The following is a 24,393-nucleotide window of genomic DNA, read 5'->3' as shown; positions in this document are numbered from 1 at the left end:
GTGTGTATACGTGTTGAGCGTATCGAGGGTTCGAATCCCTCCCTCTCCGCTGAGAAATGAAGCCCCGCAATAGCGGGGTTTTTTGTTTTCAAAGCGTCGCAAACCTCAGGCTTTAACGAAAGTGCAGAAAACAAAAAATAAATGAGCTCTTGACAAGCCTGCGGTGATTAGTATGGGTAAAACGTACTTAACCTCGTTCTGATAGATGGGATTTTATCGTATGAAAATTTATTTAGGCTCCTTATAGTTAGAAATTAAAAAAACTATCAGTTTCATTCACGACGAAAGCATCGGAATTATTTCTAATCAAACTTTAGTCAGTGCGGTACCCTTATGTGCAGCGATATGGTCTGTTTTATCGCTTTTTATTTCATATTGCGGGTCGGTCGCTGTGGCGTGGTGTGTATACCCTTTATAATCGAAATCTTTCGTATGCACTTTAATTATCGTACCCGAGACTTTTCCTGCTTCAGAATTCCAGCTTACTTTGTCGCCTATTTTAAATTTCGCGCCCATCATTGTCTTATTGGTTAAACAAATCTTCATCCGCATAGGAAACCCGGTCGCCAATTACGGTCGCAGGCGAGGTATAGGAATGTTCTTCCGCTTTACCCACGTCCATAATATGCAACACCGTCCACCCTTTTGCTTTCAGGTAATCGGATATCAACGCGCGATGACAACGCCACCACACCGCTTCTGCACACATATACACAGTTGGCCATTCCAATGCAGTGGCTGCTAGCGCTTCAACACCCTGCACGAATTCCGCTGTTTCCATATAATCTGCATAACCACGAAAAGAAGCATTTCGCCAGCGGGTATTTTTAGAATCTTGGTGCACTTTCCTTCGACCGCCCAGATTTTCCATGGGTATGTACCTGACGTTGTTTTCCCGTAAGGAAGCCTCAAGATTGTCCTGATCAAACTGCGGAAACTTCCGTGAACCCGGAAACCTTCTAATATCAACCAGCGCCCTAATATCGAAAGATTGAAGCATAGCCAAAAAATCACCCATACTATGTGTAGAATGACCTATGGTGTAGATGATATTTTTACCGTGTGTGCTCAATTTGCTATTTGAACTTTCTCACCCCGTAAGTATTTCATTTCTTCACCTTTTTCAATGCGTCAAGGTATTTTTTCTTAACGCCGTTATCTTCTTCCCACTCACAAAGTGCTTCCACCTTTGGCAATAGGTTGCCGTTGTTTGCTGTCTTCAATTTCAGTATTTCAGCCAGCGCGTAAGCCGTTGCCCAACGGACAACAGCTCCCTGACGCGCAGTGTTTGACAAGAGGCTCTTAATTGACTCACCCAGCCCATCCCGGAATAACCCGGCGATATTGCCGATTACTTTTGCGCTTTCCCATTTTACCCTTGGCTCATCATCTTTCAATGCTTCCGTCACATAGGCGAGCAGGTTTTCATCTGCGATAGCCGGCGCCTTTTTTGTAGCATACTCCACGGCTTCTATGCAAGTCGCCTTATCCGTAGCCTTTTGCCGTCCTGCATATGCCAATAACTCGTCTAAAGGCAATTCTTGTCGTACCAGCCACTCGCCGATAGTTGCTACCTTTGCTTTTACCTTTACTGATTTGTCCTGGAAAATCTGTTCGATGGTCATAAGCTGTATTATCCCTGTTGATCACTGTTGACGTCATCCCAGGGATTCCTCCTGAACATCAGCAGCAATCAAATATACATTATTGGCCGGTTCATCAGAAATTGAACCCAATATGCAGACCATCTACTAGCCGGTAGTTTACTTTCCGTTCCGTGGCCAACTCATTCAGATGGGGAAACGTACCGCCACGGAATTCCCTGTATAGCCTTGCAATATCTTCCATTGAATCGGCAACGAACGGGCCGTGATGGATGACGGGAACGTTGTGCGGCCGACCAGCATACAGCACAAACCGAGTGTCGTCTTCCAAAGCCCGGAATAGCATTTCGCCGGCTTCGCCGGATGGGGACAGCCAGCCAGCCTCTTCGGCCTTGATCGTTTTGTCGCCAACCAAGATACTCCCCTTCAGCATATATACCAGCCCATTATAATGCGCAGGTATTTCCTGGCGTATTTCGGCACGCCTGTTCAGCCTGAAATCCACCAAGGTAAAGGGCGTGTGATTTTTGAGCGGCGACGTCAGTCCGTTGCTGCTTCCGCTATAAACCCGGATTTCATAATCGGCGGTCTTTATTTTCGGAACATCCTCGAGCAGTATCCGCTGCAGCTGTGGCCGTGTCCAACGTTCTTCCGGCGGAAGCACCAGCCACACCTGCAGGATGCGCAGTTGCTGCTTTGATGTAATCTCCTCCGTGTGTATAATGCCGTTTCCAGCAGTCATCAACTCAAAACTGCCGGTTTCCCAGTCCTTCCCGTTACCTTCCAGCACCAGGGTCAGGGTCTCAAATCCCGCATGGGGATGGGGCCCGCCCACGGGTTTACCTCCCGGAAGATCCAGGCTGTCGTCCATAAATAAGATGAAAGGGTCGGATTCCTTAAAGCTGGTTCCGTCCAGTACGGCCATGGCTTTGTGGCCGGCACCCAGGAAGCCGTTGTGCCAATGGTTCCGGGTAATCTTTGCTATGCTCCGTTGTTTCATTGTTTGATCGTCTTACCGTTTACTAAAAGTCTTTGTTTCAATTCGGGGAAACGGATCACGGCCGTAATCCATAGGACGGCCTGAAAAATGACCGCCATGATGACCGGTTCATGGTGTTGCAGGTGCGTTACAATGGCCCCACCCAGGTAAGCGGCCAGTAAAAGGGTTCCCAGAACACCTGTCCTCGGGATAAGGAACAGAATCAACGAGGTGATTTCGAGAATCCCGATAAACCGATAAACCGCTGCATCAATTCCAAATGACGAAGCCTGGGCCACGGCGGTGTCGTTCTGCATAATTTTCATCAGGGCGCTCATCATCAGGAACAGCCCCAATAGGATGGTCAGTGCCCATCCGGTGATTTTGATTGCTTTCGGTGACATAAGATCTAATTTTTATTTATGGAGCAAATTTCCGTATAAATACTATACATTTGTTATCTGTTACATAAAGGATAGTAATAACAAAAAGAATAGCACATGCAAACCCACACCGTAGAAAGTTGTGCCAAAGCTAAACTCGCCATCCGGGACACGCTGGATGTGGTAGGCGGAAAATGGAAGCTGGTACTGATCTCCGTTCTGCGAAGCGGAAAAAAGGGGTTCAACGAATTATCCAGGGAAGCAGGTATTTCACCCCGTATCCTTTCGAAAGAACTACAGGAACTGGAACTGAACGGCCTGGTCAGCCGGGAAGTATGCAATACCAAACCGGTAACCGTCCAATATGGCCTAACTGAATACAGCGACACCCTGGGCGAAGTGCTGTCTGCAATGGAAAAATGGGGCTATGAACACCGGCGACGGATTGTCTCGGGTACCTGATCCCCTAACCCTGCTATCCGCTTCCTATCGTAACGGGTATGGAAGCACGTTGGCTTATGTTTGCTGGCGGTAAAAACCGGCAATGCAAAAGCAGCCTTGGTTACTTATGCGCCGGGTTGTCCCGTATCCCCCCTCACATTGTCGTTTTTGCACTACGCGGGTCCCTCACCTTATAGTTAACTTTGTGATAAACACATTTAAATCACAACATATATACGCGATGAGAAAGCTAATTTTACAGGAGTTCATGTCTATCGACGGGTTCTGTGCTGACCGCGATAAGACAACCGGATTCTTTGATGGGACCTATAACAACTTGGAAAAGGACGTGGATGCTAACCAAGGCCCCCTGATGGACAGCATAGACCTGATCCTGATGGGCACGAATACCTATCGGTTATTTGCCGGATTCTGGCCTACTGCCACCGGTGAAGATCCGAAAATAACTACCGCCATGAACAGCATCCCCAAGATCGTATTTTCCAGTTCGTTAAAAGAGGTAGTGTGGGGCAGTCATGGAAATATTTCCCTGGTGGCGGATGATGCCATTGCTTATATCCGATCCCTGAAGAAAGGTGTCGGGAAAAACATGGTCATGTGGGGAAGCCTATCGCTTGCGCAATCGTTGCTGCAAGCCAGTCTGTTTGATGAAATACAATTGATCGTTGCCCCGGTGGCTATCGGCAACGGATATCGCCTGTTTCCCGAACAAGATAAGCTGTTTCCCTTAAGGCTTACCGGGAGCAAAACGTTCTCCGAAGGCACCATGCTGCATACCTACGAGCCCATCAATTAAGGAAACCGTCCACCTTTGTCGTAATCGGTCATTAAAATTGTCATATTTAGGCCGCAATATCCAACCTTTATTGATCAAGTTTGTATTCAAATGGGAACAGCATGTCCTAAAGAAACAACATATGGAAAAACCGATTACCAGAGAAGAAGTGATTGAAGCGGAAAACAAACTTTTTTCGGCTCAGCGGATCAGCGATGTAGACAGGCTTGACCAGTTGTTGTACGACGATTTAATTGCGGTTGCACCGACAGGACAGGTAGTAACCAAGGAAATGGACCTAGACTCACATCGCACAAAAACGATGGTCATTGAAGAAGCTTCAACAACAATTGACAACATTAAAATAACAGGCGGAACCGCACTTTCCATTGTCACGATGACGGCGAAGGGGAAAGTAGCGGGAACACCCTTGGAAGGGCAATTCCGTTATTTCCGGGTATGGAAGCGTATCGAAGGCACATTGAAGGTAATCGGCGCAAGTTTTATGCAATTACCATAGCCTGTTGTCGCGAACCCGTGTTATTTATTCTCCATGAAGACCAGATTGATTGACAGAAAGACGATAAAATTCAATTAAAATAAAGCAAAAATGGCAGCAACAAAAACCCCAATAGTAGAGGCGCAAATGCTGATCAGAAAACCTGTGGCAATAGTTTTCCAGGCATTTATTGATCCGGAAATCACAACCAATTTTTGGTTTACGAAGTCGAGCGGACAATTGGAAATAGGCAAAACAATAACCTGGGAATGGGAAATGTACGGCGTTTCAACGAACGTATTCGTAAAGGAGATCGTTCCGAATAAAAAGCTGTCCATTGAATGGGACAATACGCCGGATGTAACCGTCGATTTTGAGTTTACACAGCTGACGGACGAAACGACTTACGTTGTTATCAAAAATTACGGCTTCAAGGAAACGGGTGACGATTTAATACAAGCCATAAAAGACAACACTGGCGGATTTACGACAGTTTTGGACGGGATGAAAGCTTATCTGGAACATAACCTGAAACTGAATTTAATTGGCGACAAGTTTCCAAAGGAATTAAGTAATCACGGACAATAGCTACCGATCCCGATCCTGTTTGATCAGTCAGGCAATTATTTGGCTGCAATTAAAAACGGAAATGCTATTGACCTACGATACGGTTTCCGGCCCCGAAAAGGAGCTGGAGATGGGCTTTAAGGAAGGGGTGACGTCAACTTTCCAGCAACTGACAAATTGTTAGTGTTAGCTATGTATCTTCCCAAAAATCGTTATTTTTGATGATAAACCTTAAATAAACGATTATGACCAGATTACTCCAGTTGACGACCATTTTTATCTTATGTACTTCCCTGGCCTTTGCCCAGCAAAAACTGAAGGTAATGGTCATCTTCGCCCACCCGGATGAAGGTGAAATATATACCGGCGGCATCACTGCACTTTACACAAAAATGGGGCACGAAGTCAAGTTCATGTCCTTAACTAACGGCGATGCCGGGCATTATTCCATGGAACCTGCTGAACTGGCTAAAATGCGTTACGGAGAAGCCATGGAATCCAAGCAAATCCTCTCCCTTGGCGACTACGAGGTGCTCGATTACCACGACCAATACCTGAAAAACACCAAAGAAGTACAGGATAAAGTAATCAAAAGCATTCAGGATTGGAATGCAGATGTGGTATTCACCTATTATCCGGCGGTAGGCGGCCACACCGATAACATGACCGCCGGCTACATCGTCCGGGATGCTGCGCCCCGCCTCCAGATGGAAAAAACGCCAGTTTTTGTATATATCCGTGATTTTCATACCATCAATTTTTCCTACATACCTGATTTCGCCGTTGGAATTGACTCGGTATGGCCAACCAAGCTGGCGGCCTGTGCCGCCCAGCGGTCACAGGTCAATGATGCCATCCCCCACGGTATGGGGATATTGGACGAGGTAAGGGCAGATCCGGAAAAACAGAAAAAGCTGATTTACGAAAACACCTACCCGTTCAGCAGCGTGACTGCCGTCAACACACCCGCGCTGACAAAATGGTACGGAACAGACATTTCCGGCATCAAATACGCCGAGGCTTTTGAAATAGCTGAATTTGGCCGCCAGCTTACCGAAAGCGAAATGTACGTACTGTTTCCCATGCTGCCCCGGAAATAACCAGCGGATGGCATTAGTCAGCTAAGCCCGTCGTGGAATAGGATACCAAGGCTGTGCCGGTTGCCGCCGTGGAGTGGACTGACGCCATGCCTCATCTGTACACGATAGTGGCCGCGGGTTCCGTTCTCTGGTCGAAAATTAGTGGTAAAAATGACCATATCACCCCGGTCAGGGGTCAATACATTTGCCTTGGACTGTGCACGGGGTATTTGCTCGGTTATCACAAATTCACCGCCGGTATAATCTTTCCCAACCTGGTTAAGCATAAAGACCGCCTGTAACGGAAAATAAACCTCACCGTAAAGGTCCCGGTGCAGTGTATTGAAGTCCCCTTCGCCATATTTTAAAATAAGAACCGTTGGTTCTCGTTGCCCATATTCCCAGCAACGTTTTTTCATCTCCTGATGTGTAGCCGGGAACCTGTTGTCGATACGCAGCTCCTGCATCCATTGGTTGGCAACGGGTGCAATTTCAGCATATACCTTTTCCCGTAATGCCGTAATCAATCCGGGCAATGGATACCGGAAATATTTGTATTCCCCCCGGCCAAACCGGTAGCGTTGCATACTGATTGTTTTGCGGTACGTATCGCTGGCACCGTATGCCGCAATCAGCGCATCGCATTCCTGCCGGTGCATTACATCCCGGACGATAACAAAACCCTTATCATGCAGTTCCGTTGTGATAGCCTGCCAGTCCTTCGCGGCTAATCGCATTTCTATGTTCTCCATAACCCGGTGTTTACCGGGGGTAAAATTAATATCCTTACCGGAGGCGGAAAATCCGAAATTTGCGGTTTTCTATTACGTGGTTTGGATGCCGCTGATCCCGGACCCGGATGGGTACAATTGGATATTCACGATTTTATTAAAATCATAATATACTTATTTAAAATATATTATGCTCATTTTTATAAAGTATCAGGTAATAAACAATGCTACCGGAAGGAATCCATTTGTATATTGCCATAGAATCCGGTATATTTACTACACGTTTATTTTGAAAAAGTGTTAAGGGGTATCACATTATGATGTCAAATATTGGATTGATCATTGAGGAAAAAGCGGCGGATATCGGAAATTTTTTAGTCGGCAGGCTGCTTCCCTTTCGTCAGAAAAGAGCTGTCGGACCTTTTGTTTTTATCGATCACATGGGGCCTGCAGCATTGAAAGATTACCAGAACCTGGACGTTCCGCCTCATCCCCATATCGGACTTTCTACATTAACGTACCTGCTTGAAGGTGCTATTTTCCACCGCGACAGTATTGGAAATGCCGTGGAAATCACCCCAGGAGCCGTCAACTGGATGACCGCCGGAAAGGGCATCGTACACTCGGAAAGAACACCGGAATATTTAAGGGAAACGGAGAAGAACCTCCATGGTTTCCAGATTTGGGTAGGCCTTCCAAAACAGGTCGAACAACAGGCTCCCACTTTCTTTCATATTGAGGCAGATGCCATCCCGGTCTGGCAGGAAGAGGATACGCAGTACAAACTGATCGCCGGCGAAGCGTTTGGAAGAAAGTCTCCCGTTCCCGTTCACAGCAGGTTGTTTTTTATTGAAATCAAGACCAAAACAGCCCGTAAACTAACGATCGGAAAGGATTTATATGGCGAGGCTGCATTGTATGTATTGGAGGGCACGGTAAACATCGAAGGCAATCCCTATGGCTCAAAACAGCTGTTAATCGCCAAGGACGCCAACCTTTGCACGTTCGAAATGAATGAGAACACGACGGTCTATCTTTTTGGCGGAATGCCCTTCGACGAGGAACGTTTTATATACTGGAATTTCGTAAACTCGGATAAAGCGTTGATTGAAGAAGCCAAAGTGAACTGGGAAAACCAGCATCACGATGCGTTCCCTTTGGTTCCCGGCGACGAACAGGAGTACGTTCCCCTGCCGGGAACAAGCCGGACATAAAATAAATCACCATTTCGTATGTTTGCATATCCCGGTTATATCCATGGATCACCCGGCCGCCGTGGCAAGCTGACTCCCTGATACCGGACAATAAGTGATAAAATGACATCATCAACAGAAAAGTTCGAACGCGCATTCCAGGTATTTGACCAATATAACAAACAGGATCCCAACCCATTTATATGGGAAGGGAATACCTATCCCCAGGAATATTTTCTTTCCCTCAAACTCCACGGCTGGATATTGAAATTAAGTCCCGATGCCGGTGAAGCGTTGCTGCTTGCGTCCCGGTGCCAGCACATCGGCCGGTGGGAAATACCCCGCGGTGATTACCCACAGGACCGGGAAGGATACCTGACCTGGCGAAAAGCATTGAGCCTGTACCATGCGGAAAAAGCGGAGGAGCTGCTGGCGCCGATTGGCTATTCCGCTGACACCATTGAACGGGTAAAGCAAATCGTCCGTAAAATAAAACTGAAAGCGGACCACGAGGTACAGCTCATGGAAAACGCACTGTGTCTGGTCTTTCTGCAGTTCCAATATGAGGATTTCTGGCCCCGGCACACAGACAAAATCGTGGATATCCTCCGCAAATCACTCAAAAAGATGGACGCCGAGGGGCATCGCCACGCCCTCGCGCTCGACTATTCAGCCCAGGGAAAACAGCATGTCGAAGCGGCGTTGGCGCAGCTATAGTATTTCATCACCGGACAAAACGACGCAACTTCAGCAAAATTATTAAATTCGCGAGGAGTATAATTACGTTGCATGCAGCTTACCAAACTCGAAATAAAAGGCTTTAAAAGTTTCGGCGATAAAATCACCATCCACTTCAATGCAGGGGTTACCGCTATTGTGGGGCCCAATGGATGCGGTAAGTCCAACGTAGTAGATGCCATCCGGTGGGTACTGGGTGAGCAAAGCACGCGGATGCTGCGTTCCGAAAAGATGGAGAACATTATTTTCAATGGCACCAAGAACCGCAAGGCCGCCAACCTGGCCGAAGTTTCCCTGTCGTTCGATAATACCCGCAACGTGCTTCCCACTGAATTCTCCCAGGTGACGATTACCCGCAAGTTATACCGGACCGGTGAAAGTGAGTACCGGCTTAATGATGTCAAATGCCGGCTGAAAGACATCACGGACCTGTTTCTGGACACCGGCATCGGCGCTGATACCTACTCGATCATCGAATTGAAGATGATTGATGAAATCATCAATAACAAAGAAAACTCAAGACGCAACCTTTTCGAGGAAGCTTCGGGCATCTCCAAATACAAGGTTAGGAAGAAACAGACGCTGAATAAGCTGCGCGATACGGAGAACGACCTTGAACGGGTAGAAGATCTCCTTTTTGAGATTGAGAAGAACCTCAAAACGCTCGAAAATCAGGCAAAAAAAACAGAGCGGTATTACCGCATCAAGGAGCAATACAAAGCATTAAGCGTCGCACTGGCCACCCACCGGATTGCCCGGTTCAGCGAATCACTCGCGGTGCTCGAGGCGCAGGAATTGACCCAGCGGACGGATCAGACGCGGATTACTACAGAAATCGGCCGGCAGGAGGCATTGCTCCAGCAACAGAAGCAGGAAAGCCTGGTCAAAGAAAAGAACCTGGCCATCCAGCAGAAAATCACGAACGAATACGTCGCAAAAATACGGGCGTATGAGAGTGATAAAAAGGTAAAAAACGAGCAGCTCCGAAACTTACAGGATAAGGAAACACGGCTGAACAATGAACTGACACAGGATCGCCAGCAGCTTAACCATGCCTTGTACAACATTAAACGGCTCAACGAAGAGCATGCTGTGGAGCAGCTCAAACTGGATGGTATTGTGGCTGGACTTGAAAAGCAGCGTACCGAAGTGGAGGAACTGCGCGGCCAGCAGCAAACGGCCAAAAACAAATTCGACGCACAGACCCGCAGGAATACGGAAGTGCAGAATGAGATCTACAAACTGGAAAAGGAAATTGCCGTGCTCCATATCCAGCGCGACGCGCTGACCCAGGAGAGCCTGCGCAACGTGGCCGATACCGAGTCAAAAGCGACAGAGCTCGACCAGTTTAATACATTGGTAGCTGACCTTGAGGGACGGATCGAAAGCCAGCAGCAAGCCTATGATCTCGCCATACGGTTTGAAGAGGAACTCCAGCAACAACTGGATGGCACAGCGGCGCAGATCCAGTCGATCAAAGAAACGCTCAGCAGCAACAATCGCCAGCTGGATGCCAAACAAAACGAATATAACCTAACCAAATCGCTGGTTGATAATCTCGAGGGATTCCCGGAGTCAATCCGTTTCCTTCGGAAAAACGCAGGCTGGAAAAAGAACTATCCGCTCTTTTCGGACGTGCTCTCCTGCAAACCCGAGTACCGTATCGCCATTGAAAATTACCTGGAGCCGTTCATGAACCATTACGTGGTGCAGCGGCAGGACGAGGCTGTACAGGCCGTCCGCTTGCTCAGCGACGCCACGCGCGGACGTGCCAATTTTTTTGTCCTTGACGCGATCGACCAGCTTGCGGCACCGGCCGTCACCCCGGTTCCGCAGACCGGATTGGTACCCGCACTCGACATCATCAGTGTAGCGCCGCAATACCTGCCGTTATGCCGGATATTGCTGCATAATGTATATCTGCTGGAGTCCGGCGACGAGCGGGCACTGGAAACCGCCCTGCCGGATACCCATTGGGTGCTGTTGCACAAAAGCGGCAAATTCAGCAAAAACCAGCTGGGGCTGTCCGGCGGCTCCGTGGGCCTCTTCGAAGGAAAACGCATCGGCCGGGCAAAGAACCTCGAAACGCTGGCGAAGGAAATCAAATCCCTTGGCAGTGACATCGATGCGCTCCAGGCAGCCCTTGGAGAAGCATCGCAAAAAATGGAAGACCTGAAAGGTTCCTCTAAAAAGGCGCTTGCCGAAGAGTTGGGCCAGCAGCTCAACAGGCTCGACCATGAATTGGTTTCGGTAAAAACAAAACAGGAACAGTACCAGGCATTTATTGCCAACAGCCGGAACCGGAAGCAGGACATCGAACAGAAACTGGCAACGATAGCCGAAGAACTCCGCGGGGCCGAACCCCGCCTGGAGAAGCAGAAATCCGAGCAGGAAGGCCAACGCGCAGAACTGCAGGCCCTGCAGGAGGCGTTCCAGGAAGTGTCGGAATGGTTAACCGAAAAATCAACTACCTATAACCAGGAAAATATCCGCTTCCACCAGCAACAAAATAAGGTGAACAGCACATTAAAAGACCTTGAATACCGCCAGTCCCTGCACGATACATACGAAGACCGGATTACAAAAAACAGTGCTGAATATGAACAGGTGCAGCTGCAGATCAAAGACACCCTGCAACACGTCGATGATTCAGATGATGACCTGCTGGCCATGTATACCCAGAAAGATGCCTACGAGAAGGGGCTCCAGCAGCTGGAAGAGGATTATTACGCTTCACGGGGCGGCATCAACGAGCTGGAGGACCTGATCGGCCAGCTGCGGCGGCAGAAAGACAACACCGACCTGCTGTTCAATGAACTGCGGGACCAGAAAACGAACCTGAAACTCGAACTGAACGCCTTGAAGGAACGGTTATCCATCGAGTTCTCCATTGATATCGAGGACCTGCTGGAAGCACCGGCCACCGATACGGAGGAAGATGAAGACACACTGAAACAAAAAACCGAGAAACTCCGCCGGCAACTGGATGAATTTGGCAGCATCAACCCCATGGCAATGGAAGCTTATCAGGAGATGAACGAGCGATATACATTTATCACCAAGGAAAAACAGGATCTGCTGGATGCCAAGAATTCATTATTGGAAACCATCCGTGAAATAGACGACATCGCCCGGGAGAAATTTATGGATGCCTTTACCCGGGTCCGCGAAAATTTCATTACGGTATTCCGCTCATTATTCAATGAGGAGGATAGCTGCGATCTGGTCCTCAGTGATCCGGATAATCCGCTGGAATCGGACATTGAGATCATGGCGCGCCCAAAGGGCAAACGCCCGCTCTCCATCAACCAGCTTTCGGGCGGCGAAAAGACCCTGACATCCACCGCCCTGCTGTTTTCCCTGTACTTACTTAAGCCGGCGCCGTTCTGTATCTTTGATGAGGTAGATGCACCGCTGGATGATACGAACATTGATAAATTCAACAACATCATCCGCGAATTTTCGGGACAGTCGCAGTTTATTATTGTATCACATAACAAACGGACGATTGCCAGTACCGATGTCATCTACGGAGTTACCATGGTAGAACAGGGCATTTCTCGGGTTGTCGCCGTGGATATGCGCGAAGTTGCCTAAACAGCCGCCGGGTTGCCGACTAAAAAATACATTAACAAATTGCTGATTTAATCTTTGAAACACATTTGCTATATTAGCCCTATGCGTTATCCGGCTGTCATGGCATCGCACGGCCGTCAGACCGTACCGGATTCGGAACTGATATTCACCCTTAAAACAAATAACGATGAAAAAGTATGAACAATTAATCAAGCGGGCATTCGCAATGGTCCTGCTCGTTTGCCTTGCCAGCACGGTCGCTACCGCGCAACAAACGTGGAAGGCAGACCCTAACCACTCGAAAATCACGTTTATGATTACGCATTCCGGCATCTCTGACATTCTGGGGCTCTTCCAGCAGTTTGATGCCACCATCAGCGCGGCACAGCCCAATTTCAGCGATGCCGCTTTTACACTTACGATAAACGCGGCTTCCATCAATACGGAAGTAAAAAAACGGGACGACCACCTGCGGAGTGCCGACTTTTTTGATGTGGAGAAATTCCCGGAACTCACTTTCAGCAGCACGGGCATCGAATCCGCCGGCGAAAACCGCTATAAGCTCAGTGGAAACCTGACCATCCATGGCGTTACCAAACCCGTAACGATGGACCTGTGGTACCGGGGTACAAATGAAAATCCAAACAATAACAGCCAGACGGCCGGCTTTCAACTTACCGGCGTCATTAAACGTTCCGATTTCGGCGTAGGTCCGAAGTTTCCTGCGCCAATGCTGAGCGATGAGGTCCGCATCCAGGCCGATGGCGAGTTCATCAGGCAATAACCGCCCCCGAAAAAACACATACCGTTACTTATGCCACCGTGCCTTTTTGCCGGTGGCATTTTCTTTGGCATCCGGCCGATCGCTGCCGGATGTATCCGGTGACACCCGCTGAAATGCTTTTTTATAAAACAATTTTGTTAAATTAGCCTTTTACCTGTTGAACATTTATTTTTTAACCCTTATACATGCACAACTCATGGGAAAAGGAGATAAAAAAACAAAACGCGGAAAAATTGTTGCGGGGTCCTATGGCAAGAAAAGGCCGCGGAAAAAGCAGAAGAAACAGCAACGGGTACCGTCCGGTACCGCAGCAAAAGCATAACGTTTAGATTGCCATCCGTTGCCGAAGGGCCTCATACAGTGCCACACCAGCCGATACCGAAACGTTAAGTGACGCGATTGATCCGGCCATGGGTATCTTCGCCAGGTGATCCGCTATGCGGATAAGTTCATCCGAGATGCCATGCTCCTCCGACCCCAGCACCAGCGCCGTTGGCGCGGTATAATCCAGCTGATACAGGTTGTCGGTTGTCTTCTCCGTACAGGCCACCAATTGAATACCGGAATCCTGCAGGAACCGCGCGGTTTTGGCTAGGCTATCTTCCCGGCATACGTTGATTTTGTACAGTGCACCCGCCGAGGTCTTGATCGCGTCGGGATTGATCTCGGCAGAACCTCTTTTCGGCACGATGAGTGCGTGCACACCCGCGCATTCGGCAGTGCGGGCAATAGCGCCCAGATTGCGTACATCCGTAACACCGTCCAGTATAAGCAACAGGGGCACTTCTCCCCTTTCGTAGATGGCCGGTACCAGGTCTTCCGTCCGCTGGTAAGTGATCGGTGAGATGACCGCGATGACCCCCTGGTGGTTTTTGCGTGTCATACGGTTCAGTTTTTCTGCCGGGACCTGCTGATATGTGATGCCGTATTGCTTAAGCACCTGCTTCAGTTCTGCCAGCAGCTGGCCGCTAAGGCCGCGCTGAACGAAAATAGACTCGATTTCCTTTCCGCTGTCAATGGCTTCAATGACTGCACGAATGCCATAAACCTGTTGGTTTGTTTCCCGCTTCTCCTGACCACCCCGCCAATGCTGTTGTTGCATATATTCGTATTTGCCGGCGAAGTTACGGATATTATACCACAAAAGCACCCAATATGGCCGCAGGATGCAGTGCCTTATCGTTCAGTAAATGAAAACCCTGCGGCATATGACGCAAAAATTCAAGCGACATACCTGCTATAATTACCGTCCCGGCCGGATCGGACACGTCGAAATGCCAGGATTGCCGCGGCACTGCTTTTTCCCGCGTACGCAACGGGATGAGGTGTTCGCTGTTGCCGACTTTATGCCAGGTCCCGGTGCTGAAATCAAAAGCAAATGCCTGGAGCCGAATGCGGCAGTGCGTCACATTGCCCGACCAAAGCAGATCTCGCTCCGAATCAAAGGCCGGGATAATGATGTCCAGGCCGTCCGGTGCTGTGCAGGTGATCTCAATATCCGCAAACAGGTAATCCTGTACGTGGCATTTAGCATTGAACTGGAAATCCGCCAGGCGGCGTAACTTTCCGGCGGCGAGCTGCATGGTTCCCGCCTGCTGGCTGTGGTTCGCCCGCATTGCCCGCAATACCTGTGCGTTCAGCCGGTTGATCATACCACCGTCCTGATAATCCAGGATCAGGGTCCAGAACGCCTGCCTGATCATCCTTGCACAGCGGCTGGCCGTACCAAAATCCATTCCCGCGGCTTTTGTGCCCTCGGTCGGCTTCTTCCGTAACCGGGGGCGCCCCTGTAACACATTCAGGTCGCCTACCCGGCGACTGATTACGGAGCCCACCAACCCGCGGACATAACCATTTTCTACCTTTCCCATAGTTTCCTTTTTTTAGTGTAACATTAGGCTAAGTTAAGGAAACAAAATACTGTATGTCAATTATTTATTAATTTTTACGGAATTTAAAACCGGACTTCGGGATGCCTTATGAATTTGAAAATGGCCTATCGGGGCGTCGTTATGAAAATGGAAATTAACACACCCGCTGCGATCGCCCCGGCACGGCGCCGGCCATGCGCCGGCACTGCGTCGCTATGTGTGCACCCTGATTGCACGGTAAGTCCACGTTGCGTCCACGTTTCACGTGGCGGCACGTGCTGTCACTGTGGTGGAAGTCCGGTCTCACCCTACCCGCACCGCGGAGGTGTTACGGTGCGGAGCCGGACTAATTTCCAAGAACAACCGAATGGATTCTCCTGCCGCATCATCGGACTGCGGTTAAAAAGACCGGAATAGGTATACGTATGCCGAATAAAATGACTACGCTATGGCTGTCAGGCTTATTTTAATAAGCTCGATACATTCGTCCAGCTGCTCCCGCGTAATCACCAGGGGCGGCGCAAAACGGATTTTGTCGCCGTGCGTCGGTTTGGCAAGCAGCCCATTGGCTTTCAGCGCCAGGCAAAGCTCCCAGGCGGCATCGGGATTCGTGTGGTCAATCACCACGGCATTAAGCAGGCCCTTACCCCTCACCTGCCTGATGTTGGGGTGGTGGAGCGTCCGCAGCCTTTCCCGGAAATAAGCACCCAGTTCATCCGCGTGCGCGGCCAGGTTTTCTTCTTTGAGTACTTCCAGGGCAGCAATGGCAACCTTACAGGCCAGTGGGTTCCCTCCGAAAGTAGAACCATGCTCACCCGGCTTAATGCAAAGCATCACCGCATCATCCGCCAGTACCGCCGATATCGGCATCGTTCCGCCGCTGAGTGCTTTACCGAGGATCAGGATATCCGGCCGGACCCCTTCGTGGTCGCACGCCAGCATCCGGCCTGTCCGGGCCAGTCCGGTCTGGATTTCGTCTCCGATAAATAACACATTGGCTTTCTGGCATAATGCATAGGCCGCCGCCAGGTAACCGTCATCGGGTACATAAACCCCTGCTTCGCCCTGGATAGGCTCCACCAGAAAACCGGCGACATCCGGGTCGTTTAATGCAGCAGCCAATGCTTCAAGGTCGTTGTATGGAATAATTTTGTAACCGGGCATGAACGGTCCGAAGCCATCGCGTGACGATGGGTCTGTGCTGAACGAAACAACGTTAAGTGTCCGGCCATGGAAGTTACCTTCCACTGTAATGATTTTGGCCCGATTGGCCGGTATGCCTTTTTTATCGTACCCCCAGCGGCGGGCTATTTTCAATGCCGTTTCCACTGCTTCCACCCCGCTGTTCATGGGCAGTACCTTGTCATATCCGAAATATCCCGTGATGTACTGCGCATACGATGCCAGCAGGTCGCTGTGAAATGCCCGGGACGTTAACGTGAGCTTCTGGGCCTGATCTACCAGCGCTGCGATAATCTTCGGATGGCAATGACCCTGATTAACGGCAGAATAACCGGAAAGGAAATCGTAATACCGCTTTCCTTCCACATCCCACAGGTATACCCCCTCACCCCGTTCCAGCACCACCGGCAGGGGGTGGTAGTTATGGGCACTGTAGGTTAATTCCTTCGCAATGAATTCCTGGGTTTTGGTATGCTGACCGGTTTTGCGTGACATGTGCCAAATTTAACATTCTTTTTCCGGAAAACCGGACGGTGAAAGCGGCCCAGGCCGGAAAATGGGGGCTATCCCCCCATTTCATCGGCACTCGGCCCGTAACTTCCGGGAATGGCGATATCCAGCAACCGCAGGAACACGCCCAACTGCGCCCGGTGGTGTATCGTTTGGGCAAAGGCATGGCGGACCATGCCGTACTTTGTGGTGTCCAGGTAAACGACATCACCACCGCGCATGATCCAGGGGGTATCCAGATTGGATTCCGATAACCGGCTCAATGCGTCATGCCCGGCCTGGTATGATTGATCGAACAGCGCCAGCAAATCTGCATTGCTGCTAACGGGTGCCGGCTGATAGCTGCCTGCATTGAAATCCAGTTCATCATGGTCAACGGCGATTACCACCCACGAAGGAATCTCCGCAATGTGTGTGGCCAGTTGTTTCAGTGACATGCTTTTCGGGTGCGGCGACCAGTCAAGCCGGTCGTCCGGTACGAGTGCCAGCATTTTGCGGGTGGTTACCGCTTCATTTTCCATTTCAGTTAAAAGTGCTTTAATGATATCCATTGTGCTGTTATTATTTGTTATTAAGCGAAAGTAGGGGCCGCGGGTGACAACGTTATGGCAGGGCGGAAAAAAATTAGGTATTTTTGCCCCGTTTCAAAAACTACCTGATGAAAAAGCAGCAAATGATTGTATTTATCCCCGGTTCTCCCCTGTCATTGCCGTACCGGCACCGGGTACCTGACCGTTGTTTTGCTCTCCGGGATCGGCACGGCTATCGCGGGAAAGCAAAGGAGGTTTTCGCTTGATGTTTTACGATAGGCAACCCGCTCCCCCCGACAGTGGCCTGGATAAACGGACGCTATGGCTGATGACCGTCGGTGCCGGGCTTGTTGTAGCCAATAATTATTACAACCAGCCCCTACTGGGCGAAATTGCCCGCGACTTTAACGTTTCAGAAAGTGAGGTGGGTATTGTAGCCATGCTCACGCAGATCGGGTATGCGGCCGGACTGTTCTTTGTGGTACCATTGGCCGATATGTTTTACCGCAGGCGGCTGGTGCTGGCTATTTTTCCGTTTATTCCACTTTCGCTGCTGCTGGCGACTTTCAGTGGCTCACTGACAGGGCTGGCAACGGCAAGCTTCCTGATCGGATTGAGCTGCGTGATACCGCAACTGTTCGTGCCGATGGCCGCCACGCTGGCTACCCCCGACCGTAAAAACCACGCCATCGGCTTGGTCATGAGCGGTCTGCTGATCGGCGTGCTTGCCTCACGCATCATCAGTGGCATAGTGGGTGAATACCTGGGCTGGCGTTATATGTATTTCGGCGGGGCGATAGCCATGTTCATCTACTGGATTATCCTGATCCGCCAGTTGCCTGAAGTGGCACCCGGTTTCACCGGCGGCTATACCGCGCTGATGCGTTCGCTCGCGCATTACTTCCGGTCGGACCCGGAACTGCGGCTGGCCTCCTGGCGTGGAGCATGCAGCTTTGCTACATTTACCGCATTCTGGACTACGTTGGTCTTTCACCTGGAAGGACCGCCGTTTCATGCCGGGAGCGGGATAGCCGGCGCATTCGGAATTCTGGGGGTGGCGGGCGCAATTGCACCGGCTATCCTGGGCAAACGGATCGACCGGCTGGACAAAAACCGGGTTATCATTATCATGACTGTCGTTACGCTGCTCTCCTGGTTCCTGCTGGGCGGTCCGGGTGCTACAAGCTACCTGGCGCTGATTATCGGCGTGCTGCTCATCGACATGGCACTGCAGGCCATCCACCTGACCAACCAAGCCATCATTTTTGCTCGGCATCCCGAAGCGACAAACCGGGTAAATACCATTTACATGACCAGCTATTTCATCGGTGGATCACTGGGCACCTTTATTGCGGCACTGGCCTGGGAATATATGGGGTGGACGGGTGTGACGTTTGTGGGAATCGGCTGTTCGGTATTGATGCTGCTGGGCCACCTGATCTTCCGGCGCACCAACACGTCAATCAGCAGCTGACGCCAACTTTTCGTCATCCGATTGTCGTTTTCGAGCCATCGATTTCCGGCATCGGGTTTCTATTGTTACTTTTGCTGACAGTGTTAACTTTTATACACGGTGTCACGTATGGGAATTGCTGAACGTAAACAAAGACAACAGGACGAGGTCCGCGCCGCGATACTTGCGCAATCCTGGCAAATCGTTGAAGAGTCGGGTTGGGAGGCATTGTCTATCCGCAGAATCGCCGACGGTATTGAATACAGTACCCCGGTTATATATAAGCATTTTGAAAGCAAAGATGCCATTCTTGAAGCTTTTTCACAGGAAGGCTACGCATTGCTGGCTGATCAGCTATCCGGATCACAACATACCGGTGATACCCCGGAAAGCCGGCTGATGTCCATCGCCCAAGCATACTGGGAATTTGCCACCCGGCACCCCAGGCATTACCAGATCATGTACGGCCTGGGGATCCCCACTTGTGAAATGGTCCGTGAGATCAGGGAAATCAAACAGGTAAGCGATGTGTTGCATACCGCAATCGAAGAAGCCATACGTGCAGGAAAAAATCCGGAGACAGACACCCACCTGAAAGCGACCACCTTCTGGTCTATCCTGCATGGTCTGGTAGCCATGAGCCTGATCGCAGTCCCCGGATGCCCGGAAAAAGCACGGCTCACACTGGAGGATGCCATCAATGGATTCGTGAAGGCCCTTATGAACTAAAGCACTTGATTATATTAAACATTATCCATTTTAACTGAAGTACACATGCAACTCATTGAAGCATTAAACTGGCGTTACGCCACAAAAAAAATGAACGGTCAGGCCGTACCCCAGGAGCAGGTCGACAAGATTTTAACGGCCGCCCGCCTCGCGCCCACTTCGTCCGGCTTACAGCCGTTTAAAGTAATCGTAATTACCAACCCGGATCTGAAAGCAAAGATCCAACCGATTGCTTACGGACAGACTCAGATTTCGGATAGTTCACATTTACTTGTATTTGCGGCATGGGATAATTACTCCGACGAACGGATAAATGAAATCTTCAACCACACGGTTGCCGAGCGGGGACTTCCCGAAAACACTTTTGATGATTACAAGAACCGATTGAAGAGCACGTATTTAAATCGGCCGGCCAGCGTAAATTTTGAACACGCCGCACGCCAGGCATATATCGCGTTTGGCGTAGCCATTGCCGCTGCAGCCGAATTGAAAGTGGATGCGACCCCAATGGAGGGATTTGATAATGCGGCGTTGGACGAATTGCTGCAGCTGCCCCAGCAGGGATTAAAAAGTGTAACCTTGCTTCCATTGGGCTACCGTGACAGCGAAAACGACTGGCTGGTAAACCAAAAAAAGGTACGCATCCCCAGCGAAGAACTGTTTTTAAAAATCGCTTAATAACTGCGATCACTACACAGGTTAGGCGGCCTCGGGAAACGTCAAAGTCCCGGGGCCTCCTTTAATGGAAAACGAAACCCCGACCAAATTGTAATACCAGTAAACGCAACTAAAATGACTGATAAAAGAACACTTGGACGATCCGACCTAACAGTTTCCCCCATCGCCTTCGGCGGAAATGTATTCGGCTGGACTTTGGATGAAAAGCAGTCTTTCCGGATCCTCGATGCATTCGTGGACGCCGGCTTTAATTTTATCGACACGGCTGACACCTATTCGACCTGGGTTCCGGGCAACCGTGGCGGCGAATCCGAAACGATCATCGGCAACTGGTTACAGAAAACCGGAAAACGCGATCAGCTGGTTATTGCCACGAAACTTGGCGGCGACATGGGCGACGGAAAGAAGGGATTGCGGGCAGGCTACATCCAACAGGCGGTGGATGCATCCCTGAAAAGGCTGAAAACCGACTACATCGATCTCTATCAGTCGCATTACGACGACCCGGACACACCCCAGGAAGAAACCATGGACGCCTTCAACGCCCTGATCCGGGCGGGCAAGGTGCGCTACATCGGCGCGTCTAACCTGTCCGCCGATCGCATCTCGACCGCTAACCAGTATGCCAAGGCAAACGGGCTGGCCCCCTACATCAGCGTGCAGCCGCTGTATAACCTGTACGACCGCGAGCAGTTTGAAAAGGAATACCTGCCCCTGGTGAATGAGGAAGGCCTGGCCGTCATCAGCTATTATGCGCTGGCCAGCGGATTTCTCAGTGGCAAGTACCGGAATGCCGGCGACGCCGGTAAAAGTCCACGTGGTGCGGGCATTGTTGACCGGTACCTGAATGCACGCGGAACGGCGATATTACATGCGCTGGATCAAGTAGCGGCTGATCTTCATGTTCCTTTAGCTCAGGTAGCTATTTCATGGCAGCTACACAAACCCTTTATTACCGCACCGATCGTAAGCGCGACCAGTGAAGCACAGTTGGCTGATATCACAGGCGCCGTTTCATTGCGGCTTACCCCCGGCCAAATGGCACAGCTGGATGAGGCATCTGCGATTTCCGGAAATAAACAATCAAAATAGCATGACCTTAAAACAATTGATATGAAAGTAGAAGTTTGGTCGGACATTATGTGTCCATTCTGTTATATCGGCAAACACCACTATGAACGCGCGTTGCAACAGTTTGCCGATGCCGCCGCCGTGGAATTGGAGTGGAAGAGCTTTCAGCTTGATCCCACGCTGGCTAAAAACACACCCTATGGAGACACTTACCAGTACCTGTCGGACCGGAAAGGCATCAGTTTGGCGCAGGCCGAGGAAATGACGGCAAATGTCGCCCGTGCGGGCGCGGAAGCAGGATTACAATTCCATTTCGACCGGGCCATTGTCACTAATACATTTGACGCCCACCGGCTGCTCCATTTTGCTAAGGCACGGCAGCTTGGCAACGCCTTGAAGGAGAAATTATTCCATGCGCATTTCACGGATGGAAAAGATGTTGCCGATACGGCCACGTTAGTGGCCCTCGCCGGGGAAACCGGCCTGGACACCGGGGATGCACAGCAGGTGCTGCAAAGTAACCAATATGCCGATGAGGTGGCGGCCGATATCCGGGAAGCGCGGCAAATCGGCATCCAGGGTGTACCTTTCTTCATCTTTAACCGTAAATACGCGATATCCGGTGCGCAGCCAACCGCTGTTTTTCTGCAAACACTGGAAAAATCATTTGCGGAATGGCGTGCAGACAACCCCCGGGTAACACTGGAGGTGAGCGAAGGCCCTTCCTGCAGTCCCGACGGCACATGTGCGTAGCACGCGGAGACAGCAGCCGGCTTTGTCACATTCCTTAAATAAATGGCTGAAATCTGCCCCGTTTAAAAACAAATTCCTACATTTGGTTGTATATATCAGGTAAATACAAATCGTTAACCACTATGGCATCCACAAACAGAAGGAATTTTCTACGTACAACCCTTGGTTTTTCCGCCGCTACTGCAGCATCCACCGTATTGGGGGTAAACCCTGTAAATCTGCTGGCCGGATGCGGCGCACCGACGTCATCCAACCAATCGGGAACAGGCGATGCGCTGACCTTTTCCCAGGATCCGCTGGGTTTTGAATATGGGGCGCTGGAGCCGCATATCGATGCACGTACGATGGAAATCCATTACACCAAACACCACACGGGGTATATCGACAAAGTAAACGCCGCCATCAAGGACGAAGGACTGACCTATGCTACGCCCGAGGAATTATTTGCCAACATATCGAAACTATCGGATACCGTGCGCAATAATGGAGGCGGTGCCTGGAACCATTCTTTTTTCTGGAAGTCGCTGCGTGCGCCTGTTGAAGGCAATGCACCGACCGGCGCATTACTCGACGCCATTAACGGCGCCTTTGGATCGTTAGACGAATTTAAGCAGCAGTTTGCCGCCGCCGGAGCAGGACAATTCGGATCGGGATGGGCCTGGCTGGTAAGTGATAACGGCACACTTAAAATAGGGTCTACACCCAATCAGGACAATCCACTGATGGACGATGTGGAATTATCCGGTAAACCGCTATTGGGCCTTGACGTGTGGGAGCACGCATATTACCTGCATTACCAGAACCGACGGCCCGATTACATCAGCAACTGGTGGAATGTAGTGAACTGGGATTTTGTCGCGCAGCAGGTCTAACCTGCAGGCATAGCTTAAGACATGGCGCTATCAACTCATAAATAAAGCCGCAGCTATATAAAGTTGCGGCTTTTCGTTTATGCCGATTGGTCGGGCGACCAATTCGAAGGATTTTCCCGCCACCGTTTCAGCACTTCAATATCTTCTGAAAGAATGTAGTTGCGTTCTGCGGCCACATCAATCAGGGCATTGTAGTTGCACAGGCTGATGTTCCGGCACTTTGCAGCCGAAAAATTGGCTTCGGCTTCGGGGAAACCATATGTAAATATCGATACCAGACCCACCACGTTGCAACCGGCATCGCGTAGCGCCTGTACGGCCTTCAGGCTGCTCTTACCGGTAGAAACCAGGTCTTCGATAACCACGACCCGCTGACCTTCAATTACTTCACCCTCAATGAGGTTTTCGCGGCCATGATCTTTCGCGCTGCTGCGCACGTACGTAAATGGCAGTCCCAGATCCTGAGCTACCAGCACGCCCTGCGGGATGCCGGCAGTGGCTACGCCGGAGACCATTTCCACAGAACCAAACTCCTCCTGGATAAGCTCCGACAGTTTCTGACGGATATACGTACGGATGGGGGGATGGGACAGCGCCACCCGGTTGTCACAGTAAATAGGCGACTTCCAACCCGAAGCCCAGGTAAAAGGGCTTTTAGGTTGTAATTTAATTGCTTTTATTTGCAATAATGATTCAGCAACTTTTTGTTCAACCTCATTCATGTTATTCATGGCGCAAATCTATAAAATTTATATGAACCAATCTGCTCTTATTATTGCAGATTTTATGCCTGAAAATCTACCCGATATTCAATCAATTGACCATCAAGATATTGATCTGAAAAAACTCGTCAGGCAATCTAAGGACGCTGCCTTACCAATAACATATTTCGTGCCGGTAAACGATCCAAAGGCCATTTTCAGCAGTATGTTAAAAAAAATAAAGGAAATCAGGGCCGCCGGCGGCGTGGTAAAAAATGGTGATGGCGACTATCTCTTTATCCATCGCCTGGGAAAATGGGACCTGCCGAAGGGAAAGGCAGATGAGGGCGAACAGATGAAGGAAGCCGCCGTCCGGGAGGTACAGGAAGAATGCGGGATCAAAGTGGATTACCTGGGTCCGAAAATCGCCACCACCTATCACGTATATCCGATAAAAGGAGTACCGGTACTCAAGAAGACAAACTGGTACGAAATGGGCGTCAACAAAGTGCCCAGGCTAAAACCGCAGCTTGAGGAGGACATTACCGAAGCCATCTGGCTTTCCAGGGATAAATTCAACAAAATACGGAAAAACACCTATCCGTTGATTGCTGATATATTGGATAGGCTATAAGCATCTAGCACACGATCTGTACTGTAGGGCAATCCAAAT

28 protein-coding genes are annotated in these 24,393 nt (G+C 50.1%); 17 read left to right on the top strand and 11 right to left on the bottom strand.

Annotated features, from left to right (window positions below; genetic code table 11):
* Positions 1–306: 306 nt before the first annotated feature.
* The 5 genes from ABWO75_RS02035 to ABWO75_RS02015 form a co-directional block, all read right to left on the bottom strand.
* On the bottom strand, positions 307–519 hold the full coding sequence (locus ABWO75_RS02035) for a hypervirulence associated TUDOR domain-containing protein (protein ID WP_353182048.1): 213 nt from the start codon (positions 517–519) through the stop codon (positions 307–309).
* Between the two features lie 4 nt (positions 520–523).
* Complete coding sequence (locus ABWO75_RS02030; RefSeq protein WP_353182046.1) at positions 524–1,018, bottom strand: DUF488 domain-containing protein; 495 nt, start codon at positions 1,016–1,018, stop codon at positions 524–526.
* Between the two features lie 88 nt (positions 1,019–1,106).
* Positions 1,107–1,625: a hypothetical protein gene (locus tag ABWO75_RS02025; protein WP_353182044.1), complete on the bottom strand. Its 519-nt coding sequence runs from the start codon at positions 1,623–1,625 to the stop codon at positions 1,107–1,109.
* Between the two features lie 94 nt (positions 1,626–1,719).
* A complete protein-coding gene (locus ABWO75_RS02020) occupies positions 1,720–2,604 on the bottom strand; it encodes a pirin family protein (RefSeq protein ID WP_353182042.1) in 885 nt (294 codons plus the stop codon).
* Positions 2,601–2,987 (bottom strand): DoxX family protein, encoded by a 387-nt coding sequence (locus ABWO75_RS02015; RefSeq protein WP_353182040.1) that lies wholly within the window; start codon positions 2,985–2,987, stop codon positions 2,601–2,603. The genes ABWO75_RS02020 and ABWO75_RS02015 overlap by 4 nt, the downstream gene beginning before the upstream one ends.
* Positions 2,988–3,083: 96 nt before the next feature.
* Here ABWO75_RS02015 and ABWO75_RS02010 point away from each other — a divergent pair, with 96 nt between their 5' ends.
* The 5 genes from ABWO75_RS02010 to ABWO75_RS01990 all read left to right on the top strand — a co-directional run bounded on the left by ABWO75_RS02010 (position 3,084) and on the right by ABWO75_RS01990 (position 6,369).
* Positions 3,084–3,428, top strand: a complete 345-nt coding sequence (locus tag ABWO75_RS02010; RefSeq protein WP_353182038.1) for a winged helix-turn-helix transcriptional regulator — start codon at positions 3,084–3,086, stop codon at positions 3,426–3,428.
* 220 nt (positions 3,429–3,648) lie between these two features.
* Positions 3,649–4,224, top strand: coding sequence for a dihydrofolate reductase family protein (locus tag ABWO75_RS02005; RefSeq protein ID WP_353182036.1), 576 nt, complete (start codon positions 3,649–3,651; stop codon positions 4,222–4,224).
* A gap of 121 nt (positions 4,225–4,345) precedes the next feature.
* The gene (locus ABWO75_RS02000) at positions 4,346–4,723 is read left to right on the top strand and encodes a nuclear transport factor 2 family protein (RefSeq protein ID WP_353182034.1); all 378 of its coding nucleotides are present in this window, start codon (positions 4,346–4,348) and stop codon (positions 4,721–4,723) included.
* Positions 4,724–4,813: 90 nt separating this feature from the next.
* On the top strand, positions 4,814–5,290 hold the full coding sequence (locus ABWO75_RS01995; protein WP_353182032.1) for an SRPBCC family protein: 477 nt from the start codon (positions 4,814–4,816) through the stop codon (positions 5,288–5,290).
* 224 nt (positions 5,291–5,514) lie between these two features.
* Positions 5,515–6,369, top strand: coding sequence for a PIG-L deacetylase family protein (locus tag ABWO75_RS01990; RefSeq protein ID WP_353182030.1), 855 nt, complete (start codon positions 5,515–5,517; stop codon positions 6,367–6,369).
* 17 nt (positions 6,370–6,386) lie between these two features.
* Here ABWO75_RS01990 and ABWO75_RS01985 read toward each other — a convergent pair whose 3' ends face one another.
* Positions 6,387–7,100 (bottom strand): 2OG-Fe(II) oxygenase, encoded by a 714-nt coding sequence (locus tag ABWO75_RS01985; protein WP_353182028.1) that lies wholly within the window; start codon positions 7,098–7,100, stop codon positions 6,387–6,389.
* Between the two features lie 299 nt (positions 7,101–7,399).
* Here ABWO75_RS01985 and ABWO75_RS01980 point away from each other — a divergent pair, with 299 nt between their 5' ends.
* The 5 genes from ABWO75_RS01980 (at position 7,400) to ABWO75_RS01960 (ending at position 13,692) form a co-directional block, all read left to right on the top strand.
* Entirely contained in the window at positions 7,400–8,293 is an 894-nt protein-coding gene (locus tag ABWO75_RS01980) for a pirin family protein (protein ID WP_353182054.1), read from the top strand.
* A gap of 102 nt (positions 8,294–8,395) precedes the next feature.
* Positions 8,396–8,989: a DUF4202 domain-containing protein gene (locus tag ABWO75_RS01975; RefSeq protein WP_353182026.1), complete on the top strand. Its 594-nt coding sequence runs from the start codon at positions 8,396–8,398 to the stop codon at positions 8,987–8,989.
* 72 nt (positions 8,990–9,061) lie between these two features.
* Positions 9,062–12,607 carry a chromosome segregation protein SMC gene (gene smc, locus ABWO75_RS01970; protein WP_353182024.1) on the top strand — a complete coding sequence of 1,182 codons (3,546 nt, stop codon included), beginning with the start codon at positions 9,062–9,064 and terminating at the stop codon, positions 12,605–12,607.
* 166 nt (positions 12,608–12,773) lie between these two features.
* Positions 12,774–13,370, top strand: a complete 597-nt coding sequence (locus ABWO75_RS01965; protein WP_353182023.1) for a YceI family protein — start codon at positions 12,774–12,776, stop codon at positions 13,368–13,370.
* A 196-nt stretch (positions 13,371–13,566) separates the two neighbouring features.
* Positions 13,567–13,692, top strand: coding sequence for a 30S ribosomal protein THX (locus ABWO75_RS01960; RefSeq protein ID WP_257656470.1), 126 nt, complete (start codon positions 13,567–13,569; stop codon positions 13,690–13,692).
* 3 nt (positions 13,693–13,695) lie between these two features.
* Here the strand turns inward: ABWO75_RS01960 and rlmB are convergent, their stop codons facing one another.
* The 4 genes from rlmB to ABWO75_RS01940 all read right to left on the bottom strand — a co-directional run bounded on the left by rlmB (position 13,696) and on the right by ABWO75_RS01940 (position 17,484).
* Positions 13,696–14,472 (bottom strand): 23S rRNA (guanosine(2251)-2'-O)-methyltransferase RlmB, encoded by a 777-nt coding sequence (gene rlmB, locus ABWO75_RS01955; RefSeq protein WP_353182021.1) that lies wholly within the window; start codon positions 14,470–14,472, stop codon positions 13,696–13,698.
* 31 nt (positions 14,473–14,503) lie between these two features.
* A complete protein-coding gene (locus ABWO75_RS01950; RefSeq protein WP_353182019.1) occupies positions 14,504–15,241 on the bottom strand; it encodes a hypothetical protein in 738 nt (245 codons plus the stop codon).
* A 441-nt stretch (positions 15,242–15,682) separates the two neighbouring features.
* A complete protein-coding gene (rocD, locus tag ABWO75_RS01945) occupies positions 15,683–16,918 on the bottom strand; it encodes an ornithine--oxo-acid transaminase (protein WP_353182017.1) in 1,236 nt (411 codons plus the stop codon).
* Positions 16,919–16,986: 68 nt separating this feature from the next.
* Positions 16,987–17,484: a DinB family protein gene (locus tag ABWO75_RS01940; RefSeq protein WP_353182015.1), complete on the bottom strand. Its 498-nt coding sequence runs from the start codon at positions 17,482–17,484 to the stop codon at positions 16,987–16,989.
* Between the two features lie 244 nt (positions 17,485–17,728).
* Between ABWO75_RS01940 and ABWO75_RS01935 the strand changes: the two genes are divergently transcribed.
* From ABWO75_RS01935 to ABWO75_RS01910, 6 genes are all read left to right on the top strand, one after another.
* Positions 17,729–18,937 carry an MFS transporter gene (locus ABWO75_RS01935; protein ID WP_353182052.1) on the top strand — a complete coding sequence of 403 codons (1,209 nt, stop codon included), beginning with the start codon at positions 17,729–17,731 and terminating at the stop codon, positions 18,935–18,937.
* A 108-nt stretch (positions 18,938–19,045) separates the two neighbouring features.
* Positions 19,046–19,645, top strand: a complete 600-nt coding sequence (locus ABWO75_RS01930) for a TetR/AcrR family transcriptional regulator (protein ID WP_353182050.1) — start codon at positions 19,046–19,048, stop codon at positions 19,643–19,645.
* A 45-nt stretch (positions 19,646–19,690) separates the two neighbouring features.
* Positions 19,691–20,323: an NAD(P)H-dependent oxidoreductase gene (locus ABWO75_RS01925; protein WP_353182013.1), complete on the top strand. Its 633-nt coding sequence runs from the start codon at positions 19,691–19,693 to the stop codon at positions 20,321–20,323.
* 114 nt (positions 20,324–20,437) lie between these two features.
* Positions 20,438–21,415: an aldo/keto reductase gene (locus ABWO75_RS01920; RefSeq protein ID WP_353182011.1), complete on the top strand. Its 978-nt coding sequence runs from the start codon at positions 20,438–20,440 to the stop codon at positions 21,413–21,415.
* Between the two features lie 21 nt (positions 21,416–21,436).
* Positions 21,437–22,147: a DsbA family oxidoreductase gene (locus ABWO75_RS01915; RefSeq protein WP_353182009.1), complete on the top strand. Its 711-nt coding sequence runs from the start codon at positions 21,437–21,439 to the stop codon at positions 22,145–22,147.
* A gap of 122 nt (positions 22,148–22,269) precedes the next feature.
* Positions 22,270–23,019 (top strand): superoxide dismutase, encoded by a 750-nt coding sequence (locus ABWO75_RS01910; protein WP_353182007.1) that lies wholly within the window; start codon positions 22,270–22,272, stop codon positions 23,017–23,019.
* Between the two features lie 77 nt (positions 23,020–23,096).
* Here ABWO75_RS01910 and pyrE read toward each other — a convergent pair whose 3' ends face one another.
* Entirely contained in the window at positions 23,097–23,750 is a 654-nt protein-coding gene (gene pyrE / locus ABWO75_RS01905; protein ID WP_353182005.1) for an orotate phosphoribosyltransferase, read from the bottom strand.
* 55 nt (positions 23,751–23,805) lie between these two features.
* Here pyrE and ABWO75_RS01900 point away from each other — a divergent pair, with 55 nt between their 5' ends.
* Positions 23,806–24,354 (top strand): NUDIX hydrolase, encoded by a 549-nt coding sequence (locus ABWO75_RS01900; RefSeq protein WP_353182003.1) that lies wholly within the window; start codon positions 23,806–23,808, stop codon positions 24,352–24,354.
* Positions 24,355–24,393 lie beyond the last annotated feature (39 nt).

Origin of the sequence: Parapedobacter lycopersici, assembly GCF_040395035.1 — a bacterium.
Taxonomy (GTDB): Bacteria; Bacteroidota; Bacteroidia; order Sphingobacteriales; family Sphingobacteriaceae; genus Parapedobacter; species Parapedobacter lycopersici_A.
This window is presented reverse-complemented; position numbering and strand designations above follow the sequence as displayed.